We start from the raw sequence: 21,361 nt of genomic DNA, 5'->3' as shown, positions 1-21,361 counted from the left end.
TCTTCAAAAAACGGGCAGGCTGTCGAAACTGCCTGCCCGGAGGCTTGGGTTATTTATTGATATTAGAGCCTTGTTCCAGCATTGCCGAAGCATCGGAAATGGTGAATGAACCCGGTTTCTGACGCGGTGGGAACTCTTTGAAGGTTTCCAGCATCTCTTTCGCGTATTTCTGCGCGCCGCCCATCAGGAACAGACGGTCGTAGAACCAGGAGTTGTAGCCCATACCATCGCTGCCTTTTTCCAGCGGATCGGCTTCGAGGTCGAAGATCAGCGGCGTACGCAGCTTGGTGAATGGATATTTCCACAGATCCAGACCGGTATGCTCCTGAATCATAAAGTGAACTTTCCAACGGTCGTAGCGCATTGCCAGCAGGTCGCCGTCATCGCTCCAGTAGAAGAACTCTTTACGCTGATTCGGGCCTTTGCCCTGGAGGTAGTCGAGCTGGTTGTAGCCGTCCAGGTGAACCTTGTAGGTAATGGATGGTGTTTTATAGCCTTTCAGTAGTTCTGATTTGATGTTGCTGTCGCCCGCAGCGGCAACAAGGGTAGGGAACCAATCGTTACTGCCGAAAATGCCGTCAACGATGGTGCCTGGCTTGACGTGGCCCGGCCAACGAATCATCGCTGGTACACGGAAACCGCCTTCCCAGCCGGTATTCTTCTCTCCGCGGAACGGCGTTTCGCCGGCGTCTGGCCAGGTCGCCGTCATTGGGCCGTTATCGGTGGTATAAACGAGGATGGTATTGTCTTCGATGCCGAGATCTTTAATCTTCTGCAGCACTTCGCCAATCATCTTGTCGTGTTCCACCATGCCGTCAGCGTAGGTCCCCAGGCCCGTTGCGCCAATGCTCCCATCCTTCAGGTGGGTTTTATTGTGCATACGGGTGGTGTTGAACCAGGTAAAGAACGGCTTACCGGCTTTAACCTGACGCTCCATGAAGTCGTTGTTGGCCGCCAGTGTTTCTTCGTCCACGGTTTTCATACGCTCGACGGTTAATGGACCGGTGTCTTCAATTTTGCCGTCGGCAGTGCTCTTAATCACGCCGCGCGGGCCAAACTCTTTGCGGAAAGCGGGATCTTTTGGATAGTCCGGGTTCTCCGGCTCTTCTTCCGCGTTCAGGTGGTAGAGATTCCCCATGAACTCATCGAAACCGTGCGCGGTTGGCAGGAATTCATCACGATCGCCGAGGTGGTTTTTACCAAACTGACCGGTCGCGTAACCCAGCTGTTTAAGGATGTTCGCAATGGTCGGATCTTCTTTTTGCAGACCCTGCGGCGCCCCCGGCATCCCGACTTTACTCATCCCGGTACGGAACGGCATCTGCCCGGTAATGAATGAAGAACGACCAGCGGTTGAGCTTTGCTCAGCATAATAGGAAGTAAACTTGGCACCTTCAGCAGCAATGCTGTCGATATTTGGGGTTTTATAGCCCATGGTGCCCTGATTATAAGTACTCAGGTTCCAGTAGCCGATGTCATCACCAAAAATAACAACGATGTTTGGTTTTGATGAATCTTGTTTTGGCGCATTTTCCGCTGCGTTTGATGTCGCGGGTGCTGCATGAACAGTGGACACCGCGCCAGCGGCTAACGTTAGCACGCTGGCAATCATCGTCCTTCTAAAAGGGACATTTTTTTGCATGGGGGAAACTCCAGTTTTTAGGATGGCAAATTGAGTATAGTCAGGAAAAAATATTCCATTTATTTTCTGAATAAAATTAATAGCTTCAGTTTGAATGTTTACGATGGGTAACCAAAAGTCCGGCATTCTAATGCGTACAATTTTAGGGAAATCTTCGGGAATAAAGACTAATTCAATTTGATAACGATATCTAAAGAGAAAAAGTTTAATAATAAATAATGAGTTAGCCAGGTGTTATTATCTAACCAGAAGGAGGTACTTGAAAATCATGGGGAAAAGAAAGGGAAAGCCGAGTCTTCCTTAACGCAGATTGATAAGGATTTTTTGTGTATTGATGCTGAAACGATTAATTAATGAGATTGTCTTATTTTATACGTAATACATATGACGAGGTATAAACACGGCCTGAATGAAAATGTGTATAAGATTCTACTATCATTCCAGGGGTAGGTAAGTTACATCCACTTGTTGATGAGGGCATTTCTGTACCATTGGTGAAGAATATATCCTGCCAGGCCATCGCAGAAGTAAAAGGCTGGTCTATGCTCAGATATTGAAGATAAATAGTCAGTGGACTAGTTAAAAATAACAATAATTTCGTGAGTTGAGGATAGAGATGAATCGATTTCTGATCGTTTTTCTGGCGGGCCTATTCACGATAACCAGTTTCATCTCGTATGCCGCCGAACCTCGTCAAGAGCCTACGCCACAAGAGCGAGCTCGTACGGTATATATTTTCCATCAGCCGATCGTCATGCTACAGGCTAAATTTGGCCTTACGACTCCGGAAGAACGGGTTTTGCGCATTAGAAATACGCTGCGGAATTTCACTCAGGAGGATGTTCAGGAGCCGCTTAAACTTGTGCCAGTCACGCGTTATAACCAACCCGGCAAACTCATTGTGATGAACGGCAAACCAGTGATGCTATTGACCCAGGGCGATCTTGATGAGGGGGACGATCTCACGCTTGATGAGGCTGCGAATCGAGTTCTGGCACGCATGGAGGCACAGAGAACGGCATTACGTGACCAGTATAATAGTCGATGGCTGGCGCTTTCTGCGGTGAAATCTACGGCTGGTTTGCTTGCCCTGGTCGCATTTTGGTATGGATCTTATCGGTCATGGCGCTGGTTAAAACGCCTGTATCGCCGCCGGATTCGGGAGAACAGAAGCTGGATCCCCCAGAGCTGGCGACGCTTTATTGGCGCTATCGAAACGCGACTTTATGCGCTATTGACCATTTTGATGGGAATCATGGCGTTCTATGTTTGGTTGAGCTGGGCATTCAGCCTGTTTCCCTGGACTCGCGTCTGGGGTGCCTCCCTGGGGGATTGGTCCGTGCGTGCCCTCCAGGAGATTGCGTTCTCAATAGTTTCTGCCTTGCCAGGGCTGATGATAGTACTGATTATTTTCCTTCTCACCGCGTTCATTTTGAAATTGCTTAAAGTCGTCCTTAACCAGGTGGCGGAAGGGCGTTTACAGCTACCGGGTATTCATCCGGAAACGGTTGGTGCAACCCGTAAACTCATCTCTGTGGTGGTTTGGCTTTTTGCGCTCTCCGCGGCATATCCCTTCCTGCCAGGAGCCAATTCATTAGCGTTTAAAGGCATCAGCGTCTTTTTTGGTCTGATGCTGACCTTGGGTTCTGCTGGGGTGATGAACCACGCGATGAGTGGCCTTGTGCTGATTTATTCCCGCGCGTTACGGAAAGGGGATGTGATTCGCGTGGCCGATAACGAAGGGCTGGTGAGTGAAATTGGCATGCTGGCCACCAAGATAATTACCCGCGAAAATTATGTGGTCACGGTGCCGAATGCAGTAGTGGTGAGTGGCAAAATTACCAACCTGAGCGCCCAGAATAACGGCGGAGGCATCAATCTGACGGTTAGCGTGACTATCGGTTATGACACGCCCTGGCGGCAGGTTCATGCTCTGCTAGAGCTTGCCGCCAGGCGAGCACTGGGAATCGACCAGGATCAACCTCCGCTGGTACGCCAGCTTAGTTTGATGGACTGGTATATCGCCTATGAATTACAGGTACGCCTGATACCCGGCCAATCATTAGCGGCAGCACGCAACGAACTTTATAGCCATATTCAGGATGTGTTTAACGAGTTCAACGTGCAAATCATGTCGCCGAATTTTGTCATGCAGCCTGAGGGTTCCGTCACTGTTGCAAAAGAGAACTGGTACTCGGCTCCAGCGGTTCCTCCTGATGGCAATAAAAATGAAAAGGCATAATTGAGTTCAGCCTTTCGACAAGGGAACGGTATTACGTAATTAAATATTTTCTTAAGGATTTCTTAACCTTATCGACCCTCAAGGTTGCAATTCAGGATTTTTATTGCAGCATTCTTATCATTCTCCCTATTTCATACCGTTATGTGATAATTGAAATCATTATCATTACCATCTTCATATTGATGTGCTTTAATCCACTCGCTATGCATTCAGGTGTTATGTACTCATTTCTATAAAGGATTAACGTATGAAGTTTGGTTTCTCATCCCTCTGCTCCATTGCGGTGCTGACCTCATCTGTATTGTTAACACCGTTCGCCAGCGCGGCGGACAATGGTCTTGTGGTTTATAACGCGCAGCATGAAAATCTGGTGAAATCCTGGGTTGACGGTTTCACCAAAGAGACCGGTATCAAAGTGACGCTGCGTAACGGCGGCGACAGCGAATTGGGCAACGCGCTGGTTCAGGAGGGCAGTTCATCTCCTGCTGACGTTTTCCTGACCGAAAACTCCCCAGCAATGGTGCTGGTCGATAACGCGAAGCTGTTTGCGCCGCTGGACAAAGTCACGCTGGACCAGGTTGCTCCGGCTTACCGTCCAGAACACGGACGCTGGATTGGTATCGCGGCGCGTAGCACTGTGTTCGTCTACAACCCCGCTAAGCTGAACGAATCCCAGCTGCCAAAATCGTTAATGGATCTGGCGAAACCTGAGTGGAAAGGGCGCTGGGCCGCGTCTCCATCCGGTGCCGATTTCCAGGCTATCGTGAGTGCAGTGCTGGCGCTGAAAGGCGAGCAAGCAACGCTGGAATGGCTGAAAGGGATGAAAACCAACTTTGTGGCCTATAAAGGCAACAGCACGGTGCTGAAAGCGGTGAACGCTGGCCAAATTGATGGCGGGGTGATTTATCATTACTACCGTTTTGTTGACCAGGCGAAAACCGGTGAAAACAGCAAAAACACCCAGCTGCACTACTTCAAACACCAGGATCCAGGCGCTTTCGTCAGCATTTCCGGTGGCGGCGTACTGGCTTCCAGCAAGCATCAGCAGCAGGCTCAGGCCTTTGTTAAGTACATCACCGGCAAAGCGGGTCAGGACAGCCTGCGCACCAACGATGCGTTTGAATACGCCGTGGGCGTGAATACGGCGTCCAACCCGAAACTGGTTCCGCTGAAGGATCTGGATGCGCCAAAAGTTGAAGCTTCCACGCTCAACAACAAAAAAGTCATTGATTTGATGACGCAAGCCGGTCTTCTTTAATTGATGTAGTGGTGAGTGCCTGATGTCAGTGGTTAATATTACCCACGCGCCGGATCTCCGGCGCAGTGGGGTGCAACGCCGCCCGGCGTTGACGATGATTTTGCTGGCGATACTGTTCGCGCTGTTATCGCTGATCCCCCCGGCCTTTGTGGTTGTGATTGGTTTTGATACCGGGTGGGAAACGGTCAAGGCACTCATCTTCCGCCCGCGTGTTGCTGAACTGCTCAGCAACACGCTGCTGTTGGTGATTATTTCAGTTCCGCTCTGTGTACTGGTGGGAGGGATGCTCGCCTGGCTTACCGAGCGAACCTCCCTGGCCGGGCGCCGCATCTGGTCGATTCTGGCCGTCGTACCGCTGGCCATCCCAGCCTTCGTGCAGAGCTATGCCTGGGTTAGTGCGGTGCCATCCCTTCACGGTCTGGGCGCCGGCGTTTTTCTCTCGGTGCTGGCCTACTATCCCTTTATTTATCTCCCTGTCTCTGCAGTGCTGCGACGCCTGGATCCGACGCTGGAAGACGTTGCCGCATCGTTAGGCACGCCACCCTGGGCGGTCTTTTTCCGTATTGTTCTGCCTCAACTGAAACTGGCTATCTGGGGCGGTGCCTTGTTGGTGACTCTGCATCTGCTGGCGGAGTATGGGTTATATGCGATGATTCGCTTTGATACCTTTACCACCGCCATTTACGATCAGTTCCAGTCGACCTTTAGCGGCCCGGCGGCCAATATGCTGGCGGGCGTGCTGGCACTTTGCTGCCTGGTGTTCCTGACGCTTGAGGGGGCAACGCGTGGCAAGGCGCGCTACGCCCGTGTGGGGTCAGGTGCACCGCGCGAGCAGCATCGCCTGCAACTGAATTTATCGCTGAGCGTCGTAGGTCAGCTTTTCTCACTGGCGGTGTTGATGCTGGCACTGGTGGTACCACTGGCGGTGCTCTGTCGCTGGTTGTGGCTGGGCGGCATCGAAAACTGGGCTCAAGCCGACCTCTGGCTGTCGTTGCGCCAGACCCTCGTGCTGGCCTCCGGCGGTGCGTTGCTGATTATGCTGGCGGGGATACCGGTGACCTGGCTGACGGTGCGCTACCCGCGCCCGCTGTTCCGCGCGCTTGAAGCGTGCAACTACTTCACCAGTTCGCTGCCGGGGATTGTGGTTGCGCTATCGTTGGTCACCGTGACCATCCATTATCTGCGTCCGCTCTATCAAACCGAGTTCACGCTGTTTCTGGCCTATCTGCTGATGTTTATGCCGCGTGGGCTGGTGAATCTGCGCGCCGGTATTGCGCAGGCACCGCTGGAGTTGGAAAACGTTGCCCGTAGTTTAGGGAAAACCCAGGCCAGCGCCATCTGGGGGATCACCATGCGTCTGGCCGCGCCGGGCGTTGCAGCCGGTGGCGCGTTAGTGTTCCTCGGCATCACCAACGAACTCACAGCGACGCTGCTGCTTTCACCGTTGGGAACGAGAACGCTCTCCACCGGATTCTGGGCGCTGACCAGCGAAATCGATTATGTTGCCGCAGCGCCTTATGCGCTATTGATGGTGCTGATTTCGCTGCCGCTGACCGGACTCCTTTACGTACAGTCGCAAAAACTAGCGGGTCTGTAAGATGATTGAATTAACGAATATTTCCAAAAAATTTGGCCAGATGCCGGTACTGGAAGACCTGAGTCTGACGGTGATGCCGTCCTCGCGCACGGTGATTGTCGGTCCTTCCGGTTCAGGCAAAACGACCTTACTGCGCATTTTGGCCGGTTTTGAATCGCCGGACAGCGGGCAGATTGTCCTGAATGGCAAAACGTTGTTTGATGCCAACACCTTTGTGCCTGCGCATCAGCGCGGCATCGGCTTTGTCCCTCAGGAAGGCGGCCTGTTCCCGCATATGAAAGTGGCCGATAACATTGCTTACGGCCTGAAGGGCTCAAAAAAGGAAAATCAACGTCGGGTAGCAGAGTTGATGGATCTGGTCTCCCTCAGCCATGAACTGACCAGTCACTGGCCGCATGAGATCTCCGGTGGGCAACAGCAGCGTGTCGCATTGGCGCGCGCCCTGGCGCAGGAACCGGTATTGATGTTGCTGGATGAGCCATTCTCTGCGCTGGATACCGGGCTACGTGCGGCAACGCGCAAAGCCACGGCGGACCTGCTGGATGAGGCCGGGGTGGCGTCGATTCTGGTCACCCACGACCAGCAGGAGGCGCTCTCGTTTGCCAGCCAGATTGCGGTGATTCGCAAGGGACGTTTCGCCCAGGTTGGGTCGCCGATGACGGTCTATTCGCAACCGGTGGATGAAGCCACGGCGCTGTTTCTTGGTGATGCGCTGATTTTCCCGGCACAGGTCAGTGGCGGGGTGGCACACTCCGTGCTAGGCGCAATCCCGGTGGATAACCCACTCACGCGCGGTGAAAAACGCATTATGCTACGTCCTGAACAGGTCGCCATCGCGCCGTATATGCCCGACAACGATCCGGCTCACGCCGTGACCATCGTCGATGTGGATTTCACCGGCTACTTTTCAACGCTAACGCTCGCCTGTCCGACGTGGCCTGACGTGTTGCACGTGAAAACGGTCAGCCAGCAAAGATGGCAGGTGAATATGGCCGTAGTGCTGAAGGTAGAGGGGAATGCCTGCGTGTTAGGCGATTATTGACGGGTGCTATCCGTTTGTTCGCGTGCCGGGGGACCATTGTTGCTCTGTATAACATCCTCCCGGCACCACCGCAGTGCACCCGCCCCACAAACCCTCCCCAAAATAGTGAATCGGCACTGCTGGAAATCACTAATCACTTGAAAAACAAGATAATTAAAACCTGGCATACCCTTTGCTTAGATAAATATGAAAGGGCAGCACACACAATTTGACCAATAGCTGGCTAGGGTTCCGGTTCACTTCGGTGAACGACTGGTCCAAGAGCTGGCGACCTCTGAGAGGTTACACGGCGGGACAAAAGCCCGGGAGACAGCAGCACCAGTTGGTGTCGCGCTGCCCCCTAATTTTGTGCCACTCAGAGGTCAAGCATGAAAAAAACGCCATTACTCCGCTCTCTTGTACTGTCGCTGGCAATGCTGGTCAGTCTCCCCACCTTTGCTGCAGTGAAAAAAGAGTTCAACGTCTGCTGGACCATTTACGCCGGGTGGATGCCGTGGGGCACCATCAGCAGTAGCAAAATCATCGATAAATGGGCCAACAAGTACGGCATCAAAATCAACGTTGTCCAGCTCAACGACTACATCGAATCCATCAACCAGTACACCGCAGGTCAGTTCGACGGCTGCACCATGACCAACATGGATGCGCTCACCATTCCCGCTGCGGGTGGGGTGGATTCCACCGCGCTGATCCTCGGTAGCTACTCGGAAGGCAATGACGGCGTAGTGATGAAAGGCGAGGGCAAAACCCTCAATGACCTGAAAGGGATGAAGGTCTACCTGCCAGAACTCTCCGTTTCTCACTATTTGCTGGTCCGTGGCCTGGAAAAAGCCGGGCTGGCGGAGAAAGACGTCACCGTGGTGAACACGTCGGATGCAGATATTGTCTCGGCGTTCGGCACCTCCAGCGTACAGGCCGCAGTGGCCTGGAACCCTCAGCTTTCCGTCATCAAAGGCACCCCAAAAACCACCGAAGTGTTTAGCTCTTCGCAGGTGCCGGGCGAGCTTATCGACATGATGGTGGTTAACAGCGAAACCTTGAAAGACAACCCCGCGCTCGGCAAAGCGTTGACCGGTGCATGGTACGAGATGATGGGGCTGATGAAAGCCCAGAATGCTGACGCGCTGAGTGCGATGGCCGCCGCCTCCGGTACCGATCTGGCCGGGTACCAGGCACAGCTCAAAACCACTCATCTATTCTATACCCCGCAGGACAATATTGCCTTTATCAGCGCTTCTGAACTGGCGAAAACCATGCAACGCGTGGCCGCGTTCTCCTTCGATAAAGGGCTACTGGGTGATGGTGCGCAGAGCGCTGATTTTATCGGCATGAGCTTCCCGGGCAACGTAACCCAGGGCGATGCCCGTAACGTCAAACTGCGCTTTGACGACAGCTTCGTGAAAATGGCCGCTGCCGGCACGCTGTGATAACGGACGGAATTTCCATGCGACAAATTAATCGTCATCCCACTTCTGGTCTGCGGCTGATACTGGTCATGCTGCCTTTCTTCCTGCTGCTTGCGGCCTACTTTTTTGGCTCCGCAGTCAGGCTGGAAGCGAACCCGCAGGACAAGCTACTGCCGGGTCTGCAGCAGATGCTGGACGCGTTATCGCGGATGGCGTTTACCCCAGACAAACGCAGCGGTGAGTATCTGTTTTGGGTCGATACCCTGGTCAGCCTGGCGCGTCTGCTGGTTGGGCTGGCGATTGCCTCGCTGCTAGGCCTGTGTATTGGCGTAACGTCCGGTGTATTCCCGCTGTGGCGTGCGTCGCTGTCACCGCTGATGACGGTGCTGTCGATGATCCCGCCGCTGGCGATATTACCGGTGTTGTTTATCGTTTTCGGGTTGGATGAACTGTCGAAAGTGATGCTGATTGTTATCGGCATCACCCCGATGCTGGCGCGCGATCTGGAGCATCGCGCCTGCGAAATCCCGCCGGAGATCCTGATTAAAGCCCAAACGCTGGGCGCCAACAGCTGGACGCTGGTCCTGCGCGTGGTGTTGCCCCAGTTGTTATCCCGACTGCTGACCTCGCTGCGTCTACTGCTGGGATCGGCATGGTTATTCCTGATTTCGGCCGAGGCGATTTCGTCCACTGCCGGGCTGGGCTACCGCATTTTCCTCGTGCGCCGCTATATGGCCATGGACGTGATTATCCCTTACGTCCTGTGGATCACGCTGCTGGCATGGCTGATGGATTTGGGGCTACGTCAGTTACATAAAACCTGTTTTCCCTGGGCGGAAGGAGGGAAGGCATGAGCTTTATCACTATCAACAATATCTGGCAGGAGTATGGCGACCACGTCGTGCTGGAGCGTCTGAACCTGCAGGTCAACGCGGGCGAGTTCTGCTCGATGGTTGGGGCATCCGGCTGTGGAAAATCGACTTTTCTGCGCCTGCTGCTCGGCCAGGAAGCGCCAAGCCGTGGAACGATTACCCTGGATGGCAAGCCGCTTAGCGCCGAGCCGGATAGCAGTCGCGGCGTCGTGTTTCAGCGCTATTCCGTTTTCCCACACCTCAGCGTGCTGGATAACGTCACCATTGGGCTCGAGCTACCGCAATCACCGCTGTTCGGGCGACTGTTCGGTGCCAAAAAACGCGCGGCGCGAGAACGGGCAGCGGAGATGCTGGAAAAAGTGGGCCTCAGTCACGCGCTGGATAAGTACCCGGCGCAGCTTTCCGGCGGCATGCAACAGCGTTTAGCCATCGCCCAGGCGTTCATTATGCAGCCCCGCGTGCTGCTGCTTGATGAACCCTTTGGCGCACTTGACCCCGGCATCCGCAAAGACATGCATGCGCTGCTGCTGCAACTGTGGAGTGAAACCCGGATGACCGTATTTATGGTCACACACGATCTTTCAGAAGGCTTCAACCTCGGCACCCGTTTACTGGTGTTCGACAAAGTGCGCATCGACCCGCAGGCGCCGAATGCCTTTGGCGCGCGCATTACTTATGACATACCGCTCAACGAGACGCGCCTCTCCGCGCTGAGGGGTACGGCTCCCGACAACGTTTATGCATTAAAAGGTTAACCCTATGAAAACTAACACACCATTGCGCGAAGAGGTTCTGCCAGGCGGCGGACACTTGTCGTTCGTGCTCAAACGCGGACAGATCCTACGCATGACGGACAGGGAAGGCGGGGCAAACGTCAGCCTGCTGATGCTTAACCCGCACCACAAAAGCGAGCGTCTGAACCTGCCCGATACGCTGAAAGGTCAGCACACGGCGCGCCTCACCGCCGGGCACTGTTTTTACTCCGACATGGGCCGCGTGCTGGCTGGGATCATTGCCGATACCAGCGGCTGGCACGATCCGTTTGGCGGCGTATTGAACGCGCAGGAAGTGGCGGAAAAATACGGGCAGGGGCGTTATCAGGCGCTGCGAAATGGTTTCTACCGTAACGGTACCGATAACCTGCTGGTCGAGATGGGCAAGTGGGACCTCAACCTTGAAGACCTGCTGATGGTGATCAACCTCTTCAGCAAGGTCACGGTCGATGACAACGGGCAGTTCAGCTTCCACAGCGGGCATTCGCAACCGGGAAGCTATATCGAACTGTTCGCGCCAATGGACACGCTGATGGTGATGACTGCGTTGCCGCACCCAATGGACCCGTCCCGCGACTATGCGCCGCGCCCGGTGCAGTTGAGCTGGAGGCAGGCTGAAGATGAAGACGCGGCTATTAACGCGTTGCTGACGCGGCCGGAAAACGAACGCGCCCTCACTAACACCCAACTTTTTGCCCTCTAAGGAGCCATAAGATGACAATAGCCAGCGAGAGACAAGCCCAGCATGCCAGCTTCCGCCATGTGATCCCGGCGGGTGAACCTTACCTGTTTGAAGTGAAGAAAGGACAAACGCTGCGCCTGCTCGATCTGGAAGGCAATCAAGCGGTCGACACGCTGTTCTATAACGCGGATAAACCGCGCGAACGCTACGATGCCCAGCGTACGCTGCGTCGCCAGAATAATGCTTATCTCACCAGCGGCAGCGTGCTGTACTCGAATCTCGGTAATCCGCTGCTGACCATCGTCGCCGACACCTGCGGTCGTCACGATACGCTCGGCGGCGCCTGCGCTCAGGAAAGCAATACCGTACGTTATGCTCTCGACAAACGGCACATGCATAGCTGCCGGGATAACTTCCTCTGCGCCTGTCTGCACGACGGCCGTCTGCAAAAGCGCGATATTGGCGCGAATATCAACTTCTTTATGAACGTACCGGTGACGCCCCAGGGCGGACTGACCTTTGAGGATGGGATCTCCGCGCCGGGTAAATACGTGGAGTTGCGCGCCGAGTGCAACGTCATTGTACTTATTTCCAACTGCCCGCAGTTGAACAACCCCTGCAACGGCTGGAACCCAACGCCTGCCGAGGTGCTGATATGGAACTAACGCCTACCCGCTGGCAGCGTCTGCGGCAGGTGATTTATCGCCTGTTTGAAGTCCGCGCCGGTCGCCTTCTGCCGTAAACGCTTTTGCCCCCGTGGACGACCATGGGTGAGCCGAATTCCGGCGGGACGACCCGCCACGATTGAGTCTGACCTATGTTGACGACACTCCTGATTGCGAACCGCGGGGCGATTGCCTGCCGCATTCTGCGTACCCTGCGCGCCATGCATCTTCGCGGCGTGGCGGTCTATTCTGAGGCTGATATCAGCAGCCTGCATCTCCGTGAAGCGGATGAAGCCCTGAGTCTGGGCGAGGGCCCGGCGGCCAATACCTACCTGGTGATAGACAAACTGATTGCCGCGGCGCAGGCCAGTGGTGCCCAGGCCATTCATCCGGGTTATGGATTTTTGTCTGAAAACGCGGCGTTTGCGGAAGCTTGTGAAGAAGCGGGGATCGCCTTTGTTGGCCCCACACCGGAACAGCTGCGCCTGTTCGGGCTGAAACATACCGCGCGTGCGCTGGCGAAATTGCACGGTGTACCGATGCTGGAAGGGACGGAACTGCTGGCCGATGTGAACGAAGCGCGACACGCCGCTGAGCAAGTTGGCTATCCGGTGATGCTGAAAAGCACGGCGGGCGGCGGTGGTATCGGCATGCGCGTGTGCTATAGCGCTGAAGAGCTGAACGACGCGTTCGACGCCGTGGTGCGGCTGGGGAAAAACAACTTTAGCGACGCGGGCGTGTTTATCGAGAAGTATATCGAACGGGCGCGACACCTTGAAGTACAGCTGTTTGGCGACGGCAGAGGCGATGTCATTGCCCTCGGTGTGCGCGACTGCTCGGTACAGCGTCGTAACCAGAAAGTGCTGGAAGAGACCCCCGCGCCAAACCTGCCTGCCGGTATGGAAGATGCACTGTGTGAGGCGGCGATTAAGCTGGGTAAAGCGGTCAACTACCGCAGCGCGGGCACCGTCGAATTTGTCTACGACAGCCACGCCGAGCGATTTTACTTCCTGGAAGTCAACACCCGTCTGCAGGTTGAGCACGGCGTAACCGAACAGGTATGGGGCGTCGATCTGGTGCGCTGGATGATTGAACTGGCGGCGGGGACGTTACCCCCGCTGGCGGCATTGCGTGAACCTCTCAAGCCGAATGGTCATGCTATTCAGGCCCGTGTTTATGCTGAAGACCCCGGCCGCCAGTTCCAGCCGTCTCCGGGGCTGCTTACCGAAGTGGTGTTTCCAGCAAACGATCGCCGTACGCTGCGTATCGACAGTTGGGTGGAGTCCGGCTGCGATATTCCGCCGTTTTTTGACCCGATGCTGGCAAAAATCATCGCCTGGCAACCGACGCGCGAAGCCGCTGTTCAGGCGTTGCATACCGCGTTAGGAGAGACCCGTCTTTACGGCGTGGAAACCAACCGCAGCTATCTGCAGCAGATTTTAACCTTCACACCGTTTGTTCGCGGTGAACCCTGGACCCGATGTCTGGAAGGGCTCAGCTATCAGGCCTCCACGCTGGAGGTGCTTAACGCGGGTACGCAGACCACGGTGCAGGATTATCCCGGGCGTACAGGATACTGGGCGGTAGGCGTTCCGCCCTCTGGCCCGATGGACAGCCGAGCGCTGCGGCTAGGTAACCGTCTATTGGGCAATGATGAGCGTGCCGCCGCGCTGGAAATCACCCTCAGCGGCCCGACGCTCAAATTTAACTGCGATGCACAACTGGTGGTCACCGGCGCAGAGATTGCATTAACGTTGGACAACAAGCCACTGGTGAATAATCGTGTTTTCACCGTACGGGCGGGCATGACCTTACACATGGGTGAAATAAGCCATCAGGGTGTACGCAGCTACCTCTGCCTGCGCGGCGGATTCAACGTGCCGGACTATCTGGGCAGCAAAAGCACCTTCACCCTGGGGCAGTTCGGTGGCCACGCCGGACGGGCGCTGCGCACCGGTGACGTGCTGCATATTGCGCCGTTAACCGAACCCGTTCAGGAGAACGAACTGCCATATGCACTACGCACCACGCTGGGTACCGTACGTGAACTGCGGGTGATCTACGGCCCACATGGCGCGCCGGAGTACTTCACGCCGGGCTACATGGCGACCTTTTTCGCCACCGAATGGGAAGTGCATTTTAACTCCAGCCGGACCGGCGTGCGCCTGATCGGGCCTAAGCCGGAGTGGGTTCGTGAGAGCGGCGGCGAGGCGGGTCTGCATCCGTCAAACATTCACGACAACCCGTATGCCATTGGTGCGGTCGACTTTACCGGGGATATGCCGGTGATCCTGGGGCCGGATGGCCCAAGTCTGGGCGGATTTGTCTGTCCGGTGACCATTATTGAGGCCGATTTACCGGCAGTCGGGCAGGTGAAAGCCGGTGATAAAATCCGTTTTGTGCCGGTTGATATCGCCACCGCACGCCGTCTTGCGCAGGCTCAGAAAGTTGAGTTCGCCAGCCTCGAACCGCAGGAGATTGTCTGGGAACCCGTTGCCCTTGAGTCACCGGTGGTGCTGCAACAAGGGCGCGCAGACCAGCGCCTGGTGGCGCGACTCTCCGGTGATACTCACCTGTTGCTGGAGATTGGCGAGCCGGAGCTGGATTTGGTGCTGCGTTTTCGCGGGCATGCGTTGATGCAGGCGCTGGAAGAAAAATCACTGTGCGGGATCGTCGATCTCACGCCGGGGATCCGCTCACTGCAAATTCACTATCAGCCGGAAACGCTAAGTCTGGCAACCCTTCTGGAGATAGTCTCCGGGGTATGGCAGGGCGTTTGCGAGCAGGCGTCGCTGGCGGTGCCATCACGTATCGTCTGGCTGCCGCTCTCCTGGGACGATCCGGCGTGTCAGAAAGCCATCGACAAATACATGACCACCGTGCGCCGCGATGCGCCATGGTGTCCGAGCAATCTGGAGTTTATTCGTCGTATCAACGATCTGGCAAATATCGATGAAGTCTATAAGACGGTGTTCGACGCGAGCTATCTGGTGATGGGGTTAGGGGATGTCTATCTTGGGGCGCCGGTCGCGACGCCGCTCGACCCGCGTCATCGTTTGGTCACCACCAAGTACAACCCGGCCCGAACCTGGACTGCGGAAAACTCAGTGGGAATTGGCGGGGCGTATCTCTGCGTTTATGGCATGGAAGGGCCGGGCGGCTATCAGTTCGTCGGGCGTACGTTGCAGATGTGGAATCGCTATCACGCGGTTGATGATTTTGGTGGTAAGCCGTGGCTACTGCGCTTTTTTGACCAGATTCGTTTCTACCCGGTCTCTGCCGATGAACTGTTGACCATTCGCCGTGACTTTCCGCTGGGCCGTTATCCGCTGCGTATCGAACATACCACGCTGAATCTGGCGGACTACCAGCAGTTCCTCGCGGACGAAGCCCCTGGCATTGACGCATTCCGCGCCCATCAGCAGGGGGCATTTGACGCAGAGCGCGAGCGTTGGATTGCCAACGGTCAGGCACATTTCGACAGCAGCGACGTAGTGGTGGATGAGGGTGATGATGCGCCGTTGCGGCCAGGACAGGCGGGTATCGACAGCCCGATATCGGGCAATCTGTGGCAGGTCAACGTCGAGGTCGGTAAAACCGTGCACGAAGGGGACGTGCTGGTGATCCTGGAGTCGATGAAAATGGAGATCCCGTTGGTAGCCTCGCAGGACGGCGTGGTCAGCCAGGTACGCGTTCAGCCGGGTTCTTCGGTGCGAGCGGGCCAGTGTGTGGTGGTGCTGGAGAAAACGGTCTGATGTCATTTATGCTCTGGCGGCTGGGGATGCCGCCAGGGTTTCGCGATAAATTACATTGGATGTATATCGGTCCACATAAAATGAGAAAGACGTTCAGCGATAAGCCATTTTCCATTCTGGAAAACATAGCGGTCGTGATAACGAACGCCGCTGGTTTGTTTGATTCTTTGGCCATTGTCCTCTTTGATCAACGTCACCTGACAATAAGCAATGCCACTCGCTGAGTTTTCATTCATCGTGACGGTTTGCTGGCCATTCTGATGATAAACCACTGAGAATTGTGCCAGGTAACCACTAAAGGCCTCAAAAATTTGCTGATGTCCTTTTAAATCAAAAACTTCTTTACCATCCATAACCACGTTAATATGGGCATCAGCGGTAAACAGAGGCATTTGTGCAGCAACATTTTTCTCATCAGCAAGGTTAGAAAAAGTATCAACCAGTTCCCGGAGCGCAATACGCTGGGCGATTTCATGATTTGTCATTTATCAATACCTTAATGGGTTTTGTACTTAATTCATGCTATATACGGGCAATGCCCAAGCTTTCCCGTGAATAGAGTCCGGGAGTCGTCACCAGTCGATTAATTAAATCGGCAATACTTAATCGAGAAACGTTGCTACCTGAGAAATTCTCCCCTTTATGCGTTAATTCATATTCCACTTCACTTCCGTTTGTAAACCAGGCGGGCCGGATCAGCGTATAGTCCAGATCGGATGCTTCAATAACAGCGGCGGATTCCCGGTACGGCGTTAATACGCTACCGTGATTTTCACCTGGAACTTCGTCGTAAATACCCATTGAGGTAATAAAAATCAGCCTGGTCATACCGGTTGATGTCATCGCCTTAACAATGTATTGCGCCTGTTGTTTCATATTTCCAGATAAATTGGCATAGACCACATCCTGGCCATGCATGGCGCCTGTCAGTTGTTCCACGTTGAGCACATCGCCATCAACAATCGTCACTCGAGACGGGTCGGGATTGTTTAATCGTTTGGCGTTGCGCAAGTACAGGGTGAGATGAGCATCGCTGTTATCCAGCAGATAGCGTGTCGCCACCCCATCAGTCGTAAACTGAACACGAACACACTTAAGTTGCTCAAAGGCGTATTGCAGCAGTAACAATTTACTCTCGGTATTTGCGGCTGTTTTTTGCCAGCTTTGTGAATACCAGGTGTGCCCAATTTCAAGCTTTCGGTTTTCACGATCAATCTTCCATAAACGCGTGGACCCAATGACACGTTGGTTGGATGAGAGCGTTACAGCAAACGGTATGACAGTGCCATCGGCTTGACCTTTCAGGGCTTTCTGAATGTATGAATCAACGGTATCAGCCGACGGGACTACCGTAAATGGCAGGAACCAAAGTTCACCATCTTCAGCCGCATCAATCAATAGCGGGGCATCAGTTTTAAGCAGAGGACGGAGCGTTACAAGAGAGCCTTGTAAAGTAGGGGTCATATTTGCGGCCTTACGGTTATTTTACGTAGCTGAACCAGCTCTTAACCATCATGTCAGCAAATTTTCTTATCAGCAAGAATGATCATTAAGAGATTCCTGTGCCAGCAGTGTGCTATGCCACCCTAATAAATAGTTTACATCGTGAGATAGATTTTCTTTGTGATCACTCAATAATATCTCATTTGATGACTGAAAAATGTAGCGACATAATGGTGACATGAACAGAATTTCTTAATCATTAATATTCGCATCTGCTGCGTTTATTAAATGTTTTTTAACTAAGGCGGACAATCCGCTATTTCATGACAGTAACTGGAGTTTATATGCTTTTAGATTGGAACGGTCATCGCGATGAATTACTGGGCGTTGTTAGTAAATATGCCAAACTGCAACCTGAATTTATGAAGGGCTTAATGAGCATGGATGCCGGTGCATCCGCAATGGGGCATCTGGATGCGAAAACTCATGAGCTGATCGCTTTAGCAGTGGCTATTACAACCCGTTGTGATGGTTGTTTGTCAGTTCATGTTAAAAAAGCAGCAGGCCATGGTGCTACTCGCGAAGAAATTGCTGAAGCCTTAGCGGTCGCTATTTCACTTAACACCGGTGCAGCTCTGACTTACACCGCTCATGCACTCGATGCATTTGACGCATTACCTAAGTAATGCGTTTGTTTTGCGGCGCTCTCTGAGTGTCGCTGTTTTTCTGTGGGGAAAGAACATGTTAGTTAACCATGTATTGTAGTGAGGCAAAATGGAAACATATAAAGCAATGCAAATTACTCGTCCTGGAACACTCGAATTAGTCGAAAAGGTGATTCCTGAACCTGGGAAGGGGGAAGTATTGCTTAGCATTGAGGCCTGTGGAATTTGTGGCGCAGATGCAGGTGCAATCGAAGGGTTTGAGCAAAATACAACTTATCCTCGTGTACCTGGGCATGAAGTCGTTGGCAAAATTGTATCACTGGGCGCTGAAGTCCCTTCTTATTTGGCTGTCGGTCAGCGAGTTGGCGTTGGTCGTCTTGGCGGCCATTGTAACGAGTGTGATCAATGTCGTCAGGGCCGCTTCAATCTGTGTACGAATCAACCGGCGGTGGGAAGTTCCCACGATGGCGGATATGCAGAGATGATGATAGCCCGCGCTACCGGACTTGTGGTCATTCCTGAAGCGTTAACCTCAGAAGCTGCCGCACCATTACTGTGTGCCGGTATTGCAACCTTTAATGCCTTAATCAAATCCGGCGCGCGCCCTGGTGACACCGTTGCCATTCAGGGCATTGGCGGGTTGGGCCATCTTGCGCTGCAATACGCAAAGAAAATGGGATTCCGGGTTGTTGCGGTAGGGCGTGGGGATGACATTGCTCAGGACGTCAAAGAACTTGGCGCTCACATCTATCTGGATACACGCAAGGTCAAAATTCCGTATGGTCCTGACCATGCGATAATGACCAATATGATGATTGGGATTTTGTCGAATTGTCTTTCGCAGTTTACCTGCATCCAGAGAGCGGATGCAGGTGAGAATGGCCTAAGAGACAAGAGCATTTGACTCAGACCAGCGAGCTAGCGATATCAGATGCAATTTAACATAATATACATTATGCGCACCAACGTTGTAGTAGCTAAATGCTAATGTTTAATTCTGGCTAGATGGCAATGTTTATTCTACAGTTAACAAGTCCTAGGTCCCGCTTCACTCATGTTTCTCACTCAGACTTCATGCAGAGGTGCGCTATGCCTACGGCCGAATTTGGTACATTCACGATGACAGATATAAATCGTCTCAGAATTCTGCAGGATGTGATTGATGGAAAACTCCGCCCCGGTCAGGCAGCACGGCTGATAAATGTTACTCCCGTGCATTTAAGCAGATTGCTTCGCCGCTACCGTCAGTCTGGTCCATTAGGTATGAGCAATCAGCAACGCGGGAAACCAGGCAACCGTAAAACGCCTGCACACATCTATGAACAAGTGGTGAAGTTTCTCAGCCAGAAGGACTATGCGGATTTCGGCCCCACTTTTGCGGGCGAACAAATTCTGAGAGAACTTGGCATTAGTCTCAGTAAAGAAACACTTCGACAGATGATGATCCGTGCCGGTTTGTGGGTACCTCGCAAGCTTCGCGCTCCAAAAATTCAGCAACCTAGATATCGCCGTGCCTGTATCGGAGAGCTCATTCAGATTGATGGCAGCGACCATCATTGGTTTGAAACTCGCGGATGCCGATGCACTCTACTGGTATATGTGGATGATGCGACAAGTCGCCTTATGCATTTGCATTTTGCACTTTCTGAGTCAACCTTTTCCTATTTCGAAGCAACCCGGAGTTACCTAGAAAAACATGGTAAGCCGCTTGCATTATATAGTGACAAAGCAAGTGTATTTCGGATAAACAATAAGCATGCAACTAATGGTGATGGTTATACACAATTTGGTCGTGCAATGTATGAACTTAATATCCAGACTATATGCGCGGAAACCAGTTCAGCCAAAGGGCGAGTTGAACGGGCCCATCTCACACTTCAGGACCGCCTGGTTAAGGAAATGCGTTTGAGGAATATATCCTCCATAACGGAAGCAAATGATTATGTGGAAGAATTTATGGAAGATTACAATCGACGCTTTGCAAAAACCCCACGTCATGATTTTGATGTTCACCGACCTCTTGAAGTTAATGATATATTGGATGATATTTTTACTTGGCGAGAACCTCGCAAAGTGTCAAGTAAGTTGACGATTCAGCATGATAAGATGTTGTATTTAATTGAAGATAGTGAATATAGCCGACGTGCTATAGGAAAATATATAGATACCTGGTTGTACCCTGATGGGCATGTTGAGCTTAAGCTGAATGGTGTTGCCCTTCCCTACCGCATCTATGACCGGATCTCATATATCGATCAGGGAGAAATTGTTAATAACAAGCGTCTGGGCCAGGTATTACATATGGCGATGCTGGTACAGGAGAAGAGAGATAATCATCGTTCAAGAGCACTTCCATCAGTAGATGGTCCCGATGTCACCAGACGTCGTACACCTACTAGAAAGAAATTACAGCGGTCACTTAATGAAGACGATATGCTCGATGCGATAATTAAAGTAGATGGTCCCGATGTCACCAGAAGTCGTACAGCTAATAGAAAGAAATCACAGCGGTCACTTAATGAAGATGATATGCTCGATGCGATAATTAAATTACAAGCCAGTTCTGAGGCTATATTTGGCAAAAAGCGCTAGGCATACACACTATGCGCTATTTGTGTTATTTATGCAGTTTTTCTGGGGTGGCGATTTATTACACAATTTTAATTAAAGTCTCTACAGGCCAGCTCTGAAGCGATCCTTGGCAAGAAGGTCTAGGTATATACACCCTGCTCAATTCGTGTAATTAACGCAGCTACCGCTTGGTTTCCAGACTCATTACCCATGATTTCTTCAGGCGTATGCCACTGTAACGCTCGATTAGGTTCATGGCACCATTTTATAGCTGCACTTTCATTGCCTTCGAACAGTTGTGTGGCTAGTTGATGAACATCATCTCTGGTCAAGTCATTAACCCTTTTGGTTAGATGCTGTTTTATTAATTAATTCAATGAGTTGCACTCTCTCCTCATCACTCATCTTAGAGATGAGCAATGCAAGCTCAGCTGTTACTTTATCATCGCAGAAGAAATAGTTCAGGGGAACGTTGAGTTCTGTTGCGATCCGCCGGAGTGTATCGATATCCGGAACATGCCGTCCCTTTTCATAGTGATTCATACGGCTACTGGCTGAGGCATGATCAAAACCGACAAGGATCCCCAGTGCCCGCTGAGATAACCCAGCCTTGCTTCTTGCCTCTTTGAGACGTTCTGGTATTGGATTCTTGGTTGACACGTGTTCATCTTTAGCTGCCTTTGATGCTTAGATTTGAATCGCCACGGGTTTAACAGACACCTCAGAGTCATTTAAGATGGCTTAAAGA

At 52.8% G+C, this 21,361-nt stretch carries 18 protein-coding genes and 1 riboswitch; of the genes, 13 read left to right on the top strand and 5 right to left on the bottom strand.

Annotated elements, in window-relative coordinates; all coding sequences use genetic code 11:
* Positions 1–49: 49 nt before the first annotated feature.
* Positions 50–1,642 (bottom strand): arylsulfatase, encoded by a 1,593-nt coding sequence (locus V6944_RS17040; RefSeq protein WP_333499804.1) that lies wholly within the window; start codon positions 1,640–1,642, stop codon positions 50–52.
* Between the two features lie 616 nt (positions 1,643–2,258).
* On the opposite strand from V6944_RS17040, the gene V6944_RS17035 reads away from it, so the two are divergent.
* The 10 genes from V6944_RS17035 to uca all read left to right on the top strand — a co-directional run bounded on the left by V6944_RS17035 (position 2,259) and on the right by uca (position 15,934).
* Positions 2,259–3,884, top strand: coding sequence for a mechanosensitive ion channel family protein (locus V6944_RS17035; RefSeq protein ID WP_333499803.1), 1,626 nt, complete (start codon positions 2,259–2,261; stop codon positions 3,882–3,884).
* Between the two features lie 247 nt (positions 3,885–4,131).
* Positions 4,132–5,142 (top strand): iron ABC transporter substrate-binding protein, encoded by a 1,011-nt coding sequence (locus tag V6944_RS17030; RefSeq protein WP_333499802.1) that lies wholly within the window; start codon positions 4,132–4,134, stop codon positions 5,140–5,142.
* A 22-nt stretch (positions 5,143–5,164) separates the two neighbouring features.
* Complete coding sequence (locus V6944_RS17025; RefSeq protein WP_333499801.1) at positions 5,165–6,739, top strand: ABC transporter permease; 1,575 nt, start codon at positions 5,165–5,167, stop codon at positions 6,737–6,739.
* A gap of 1 nt (position 6,740) precedes the next feature.
* Positions 6,741–7,781, top strand: a complete 1,041-nt coding sequence (locus V6944_RS17020) for an ABC transporter ATP-binding protein (protein ID WP_333499800.1) — start codon at positions 6,741–6,743, stop codon at positions 7,779–7,781.
* A gap of 212 nt (positions 7,782–7,993) precedes the next feature.
* Positions 7,994–8,092: riboswitch (guanidine-I (ykkC/yxkD leader) on the top strand.
* 57 nt (positions 8,093–8,149) lie between these two features.
* On the top strand, positions 8,150–9,208 hold the full coding sequence (locus V6944_RS17015; protein WP_333499799.1) for a putative urea ABC transporter substrate-binding protein: 1,059 nt from the start codon (positions 8,150–8,152) through the stop codon (positions 9,206–9,208).
* A 17-nt stretch (positions 9,209–9,225) separates the two neighbouring features.
* Positions 9,226–10,041 carry an ABC transporter permease gene (locus V6944_RS17010; RefSeq protein WP_333499798.1) on the top strand — a complete coding sequence of 272 codons (816 nt, stop codon included), beginning with the start codon at positions 9,226–9,228 and terminating at the stop codon, positions 10,039–10,041.
* Positions 10,038–10,814 (top strand): ABC transporter ATP-binding protein, encoded by a 777-nt coding sequence (locus V6944_RS17005; RefSeq protein ID WP_333499797.1) that lies wholly within the window; start codon positions 10,038–10,040, stop codon positions 10,812–10,814. Before V6944_RS17010 ends, V6944_RS17005 begins: the two co-directional genes overlap by 4 nt.
* Positions 10,815–10,818: 4 nt before the next feature.
* A complete protein-coding gene (locus tag V6944_RS17000; protein WP_333499796.1) occupies positions 10,819–11,535 on the top strand; it encodes an urea amidolyase associated protein UAAP1 in 717 nt (238 codons plus the stop codon).
* 11 nt (positions 11,536–11,546) lie between these two features.
* The gene (locus tag V6944_RS16995) at positions 11,547–12,179 is read left to right on the top strand and encodes an urea amidolyase associated protein UAAP2 (protein ID WP_333499795.1); all 633 of its coding nucleotides are present in this window, start codon (positions 11,547–11,549) and stop codon (positions 12,177–12,179) included.
* A gap of 152 nt (positions 12,180–12,331) precedes the next feature.
* Positions 12,332–15,934: an urea carboxylase gene (uca, locus tag V6944_RS16990; protein WP_333499794.1), complete on the top strand. Its 3,603-nt coding sequence runs from the start codon at positions 12,332–12,334 to the stop codon at positions 15,932–15,934.
* Positions 15,935–15,984: 50 nt separating this feature from the next.
* Here the strand turns inward: uca and V6944_RS16985 are convergent, their stop codons facing one another.
* Both V6944_RS16985 and V6944_RS16980 read right to left on the bottom strand, forming a co-directional pair.
* Complete coding sequence (locus V6944_RS16985; protein WP_333499793.1) at positions 15,985–16,419, bottom strand: nuclear transport factor 2 family protein; 435 nt, start codon at positions 16,417–16,419, stop codon at positions 15,985–15,987.
* A 37-nt stretch (positions 16,420–16,456) separates the two neighbouring features.
* Positions 16,457–17,398, bottom strand: a complete 942-nt coding sequence (locus tag V6944_RS16980) for a GNAT family N-acetyltransferase (RefSeq protein ID WP_333499792.1) — start codon at positions 17,396–17,398, stop codon at positions 16,457–16,459.
* A gap of 323 nt (positions 17,399–17,721) precedes the next feature.
* Between V6944_RS16980 and V6944_RS16975 the strand changes: the two genes are divergently transcribed.
* The 3 genes from V6944_RS16975 (at position 17,722) to V6944_RS16965 (ending at position 20,634) form a co-directional block, all read left to right on the top strand.
* Entirely contained in the window at positions 17,722–18,063 is a 342-nt protein-coding gene (locus V6944_RS16975; RefSeq protein WP_333499791.1) for a carboxymuconolactone decarboxylase family protein, read from the top strand.
* Positions 18,064–18,151: 88 nt separating this feature from the next.
* Positions 18,152–18,946, top strand: coding sequence for an alcohol dehydrogenase catalytic domain-containing protein (locus V6944_RS16970; RefSeq protein WP_333499790.1), 795 nt, complete (start codon positions 18,152–18,154; stop codon positions 18,944–18,946).
* A 185-nt stretch (positions 18,947–19,131) separates the two neighbouring features.
* Entirely contained in the window at positions 19,132–20,634 is a 1,503-nt protein-coding gene (locus tag V6944_RS16965; RefSeq protein ID WP_333499789.1) for an ISNCY family transposase, read from the top strand.
* A 119-nt stretch (positions 20,635–20,753) separates the two neighbouring features.
* Here V6944_RS16965 and V6944_RS16960 read toward each other — a convergent pair whose 3' ends face one another.
* Both V6944_RS16960 and V6944_RS16955 read right to left on the bottom strand, forming a co-directional pair.
* On the bottom strand, positions 20,754–20,945 hold the full coding sequence (locus tag V6944_RS16960) for an MbcA/ParS/Xre antitoxin family protein (protein ID WP_333499788.1): 192 nt from the start codon (positions 20,943–20,945) through the stop codon (positions 20,754–20,756).
* A gap of 4 nt (positions 20,946–20,949) precedes the next feature.
* Positions 20,950–21,273, bottom strand: coding sequence for a helix-turn-helix domain-containing protein (locus V6944_RS16955; RefSeq protein WP_333499787.1), 324 nt, complete (start codon positions 21,271–21,273; stop codon positions 20,950–20,952).
* Positions 21,274–21,361: the final 88 nt, after the last annotated feature.

It is taken from the genome of Kluyvera sp. CHPC 1.2972 (assembly GCF_036759925.1).
Classification (GTDB): Bacteria; Pseudomonadota; Gammaproteobacteria; order Enterobacterales; family Enterobacteriaceae; genus Kluyvera.
Note: the sequence above shows the minus strand (reverse complement) of the source record. Positions and strands in the feature narration are given on the sequence as shown.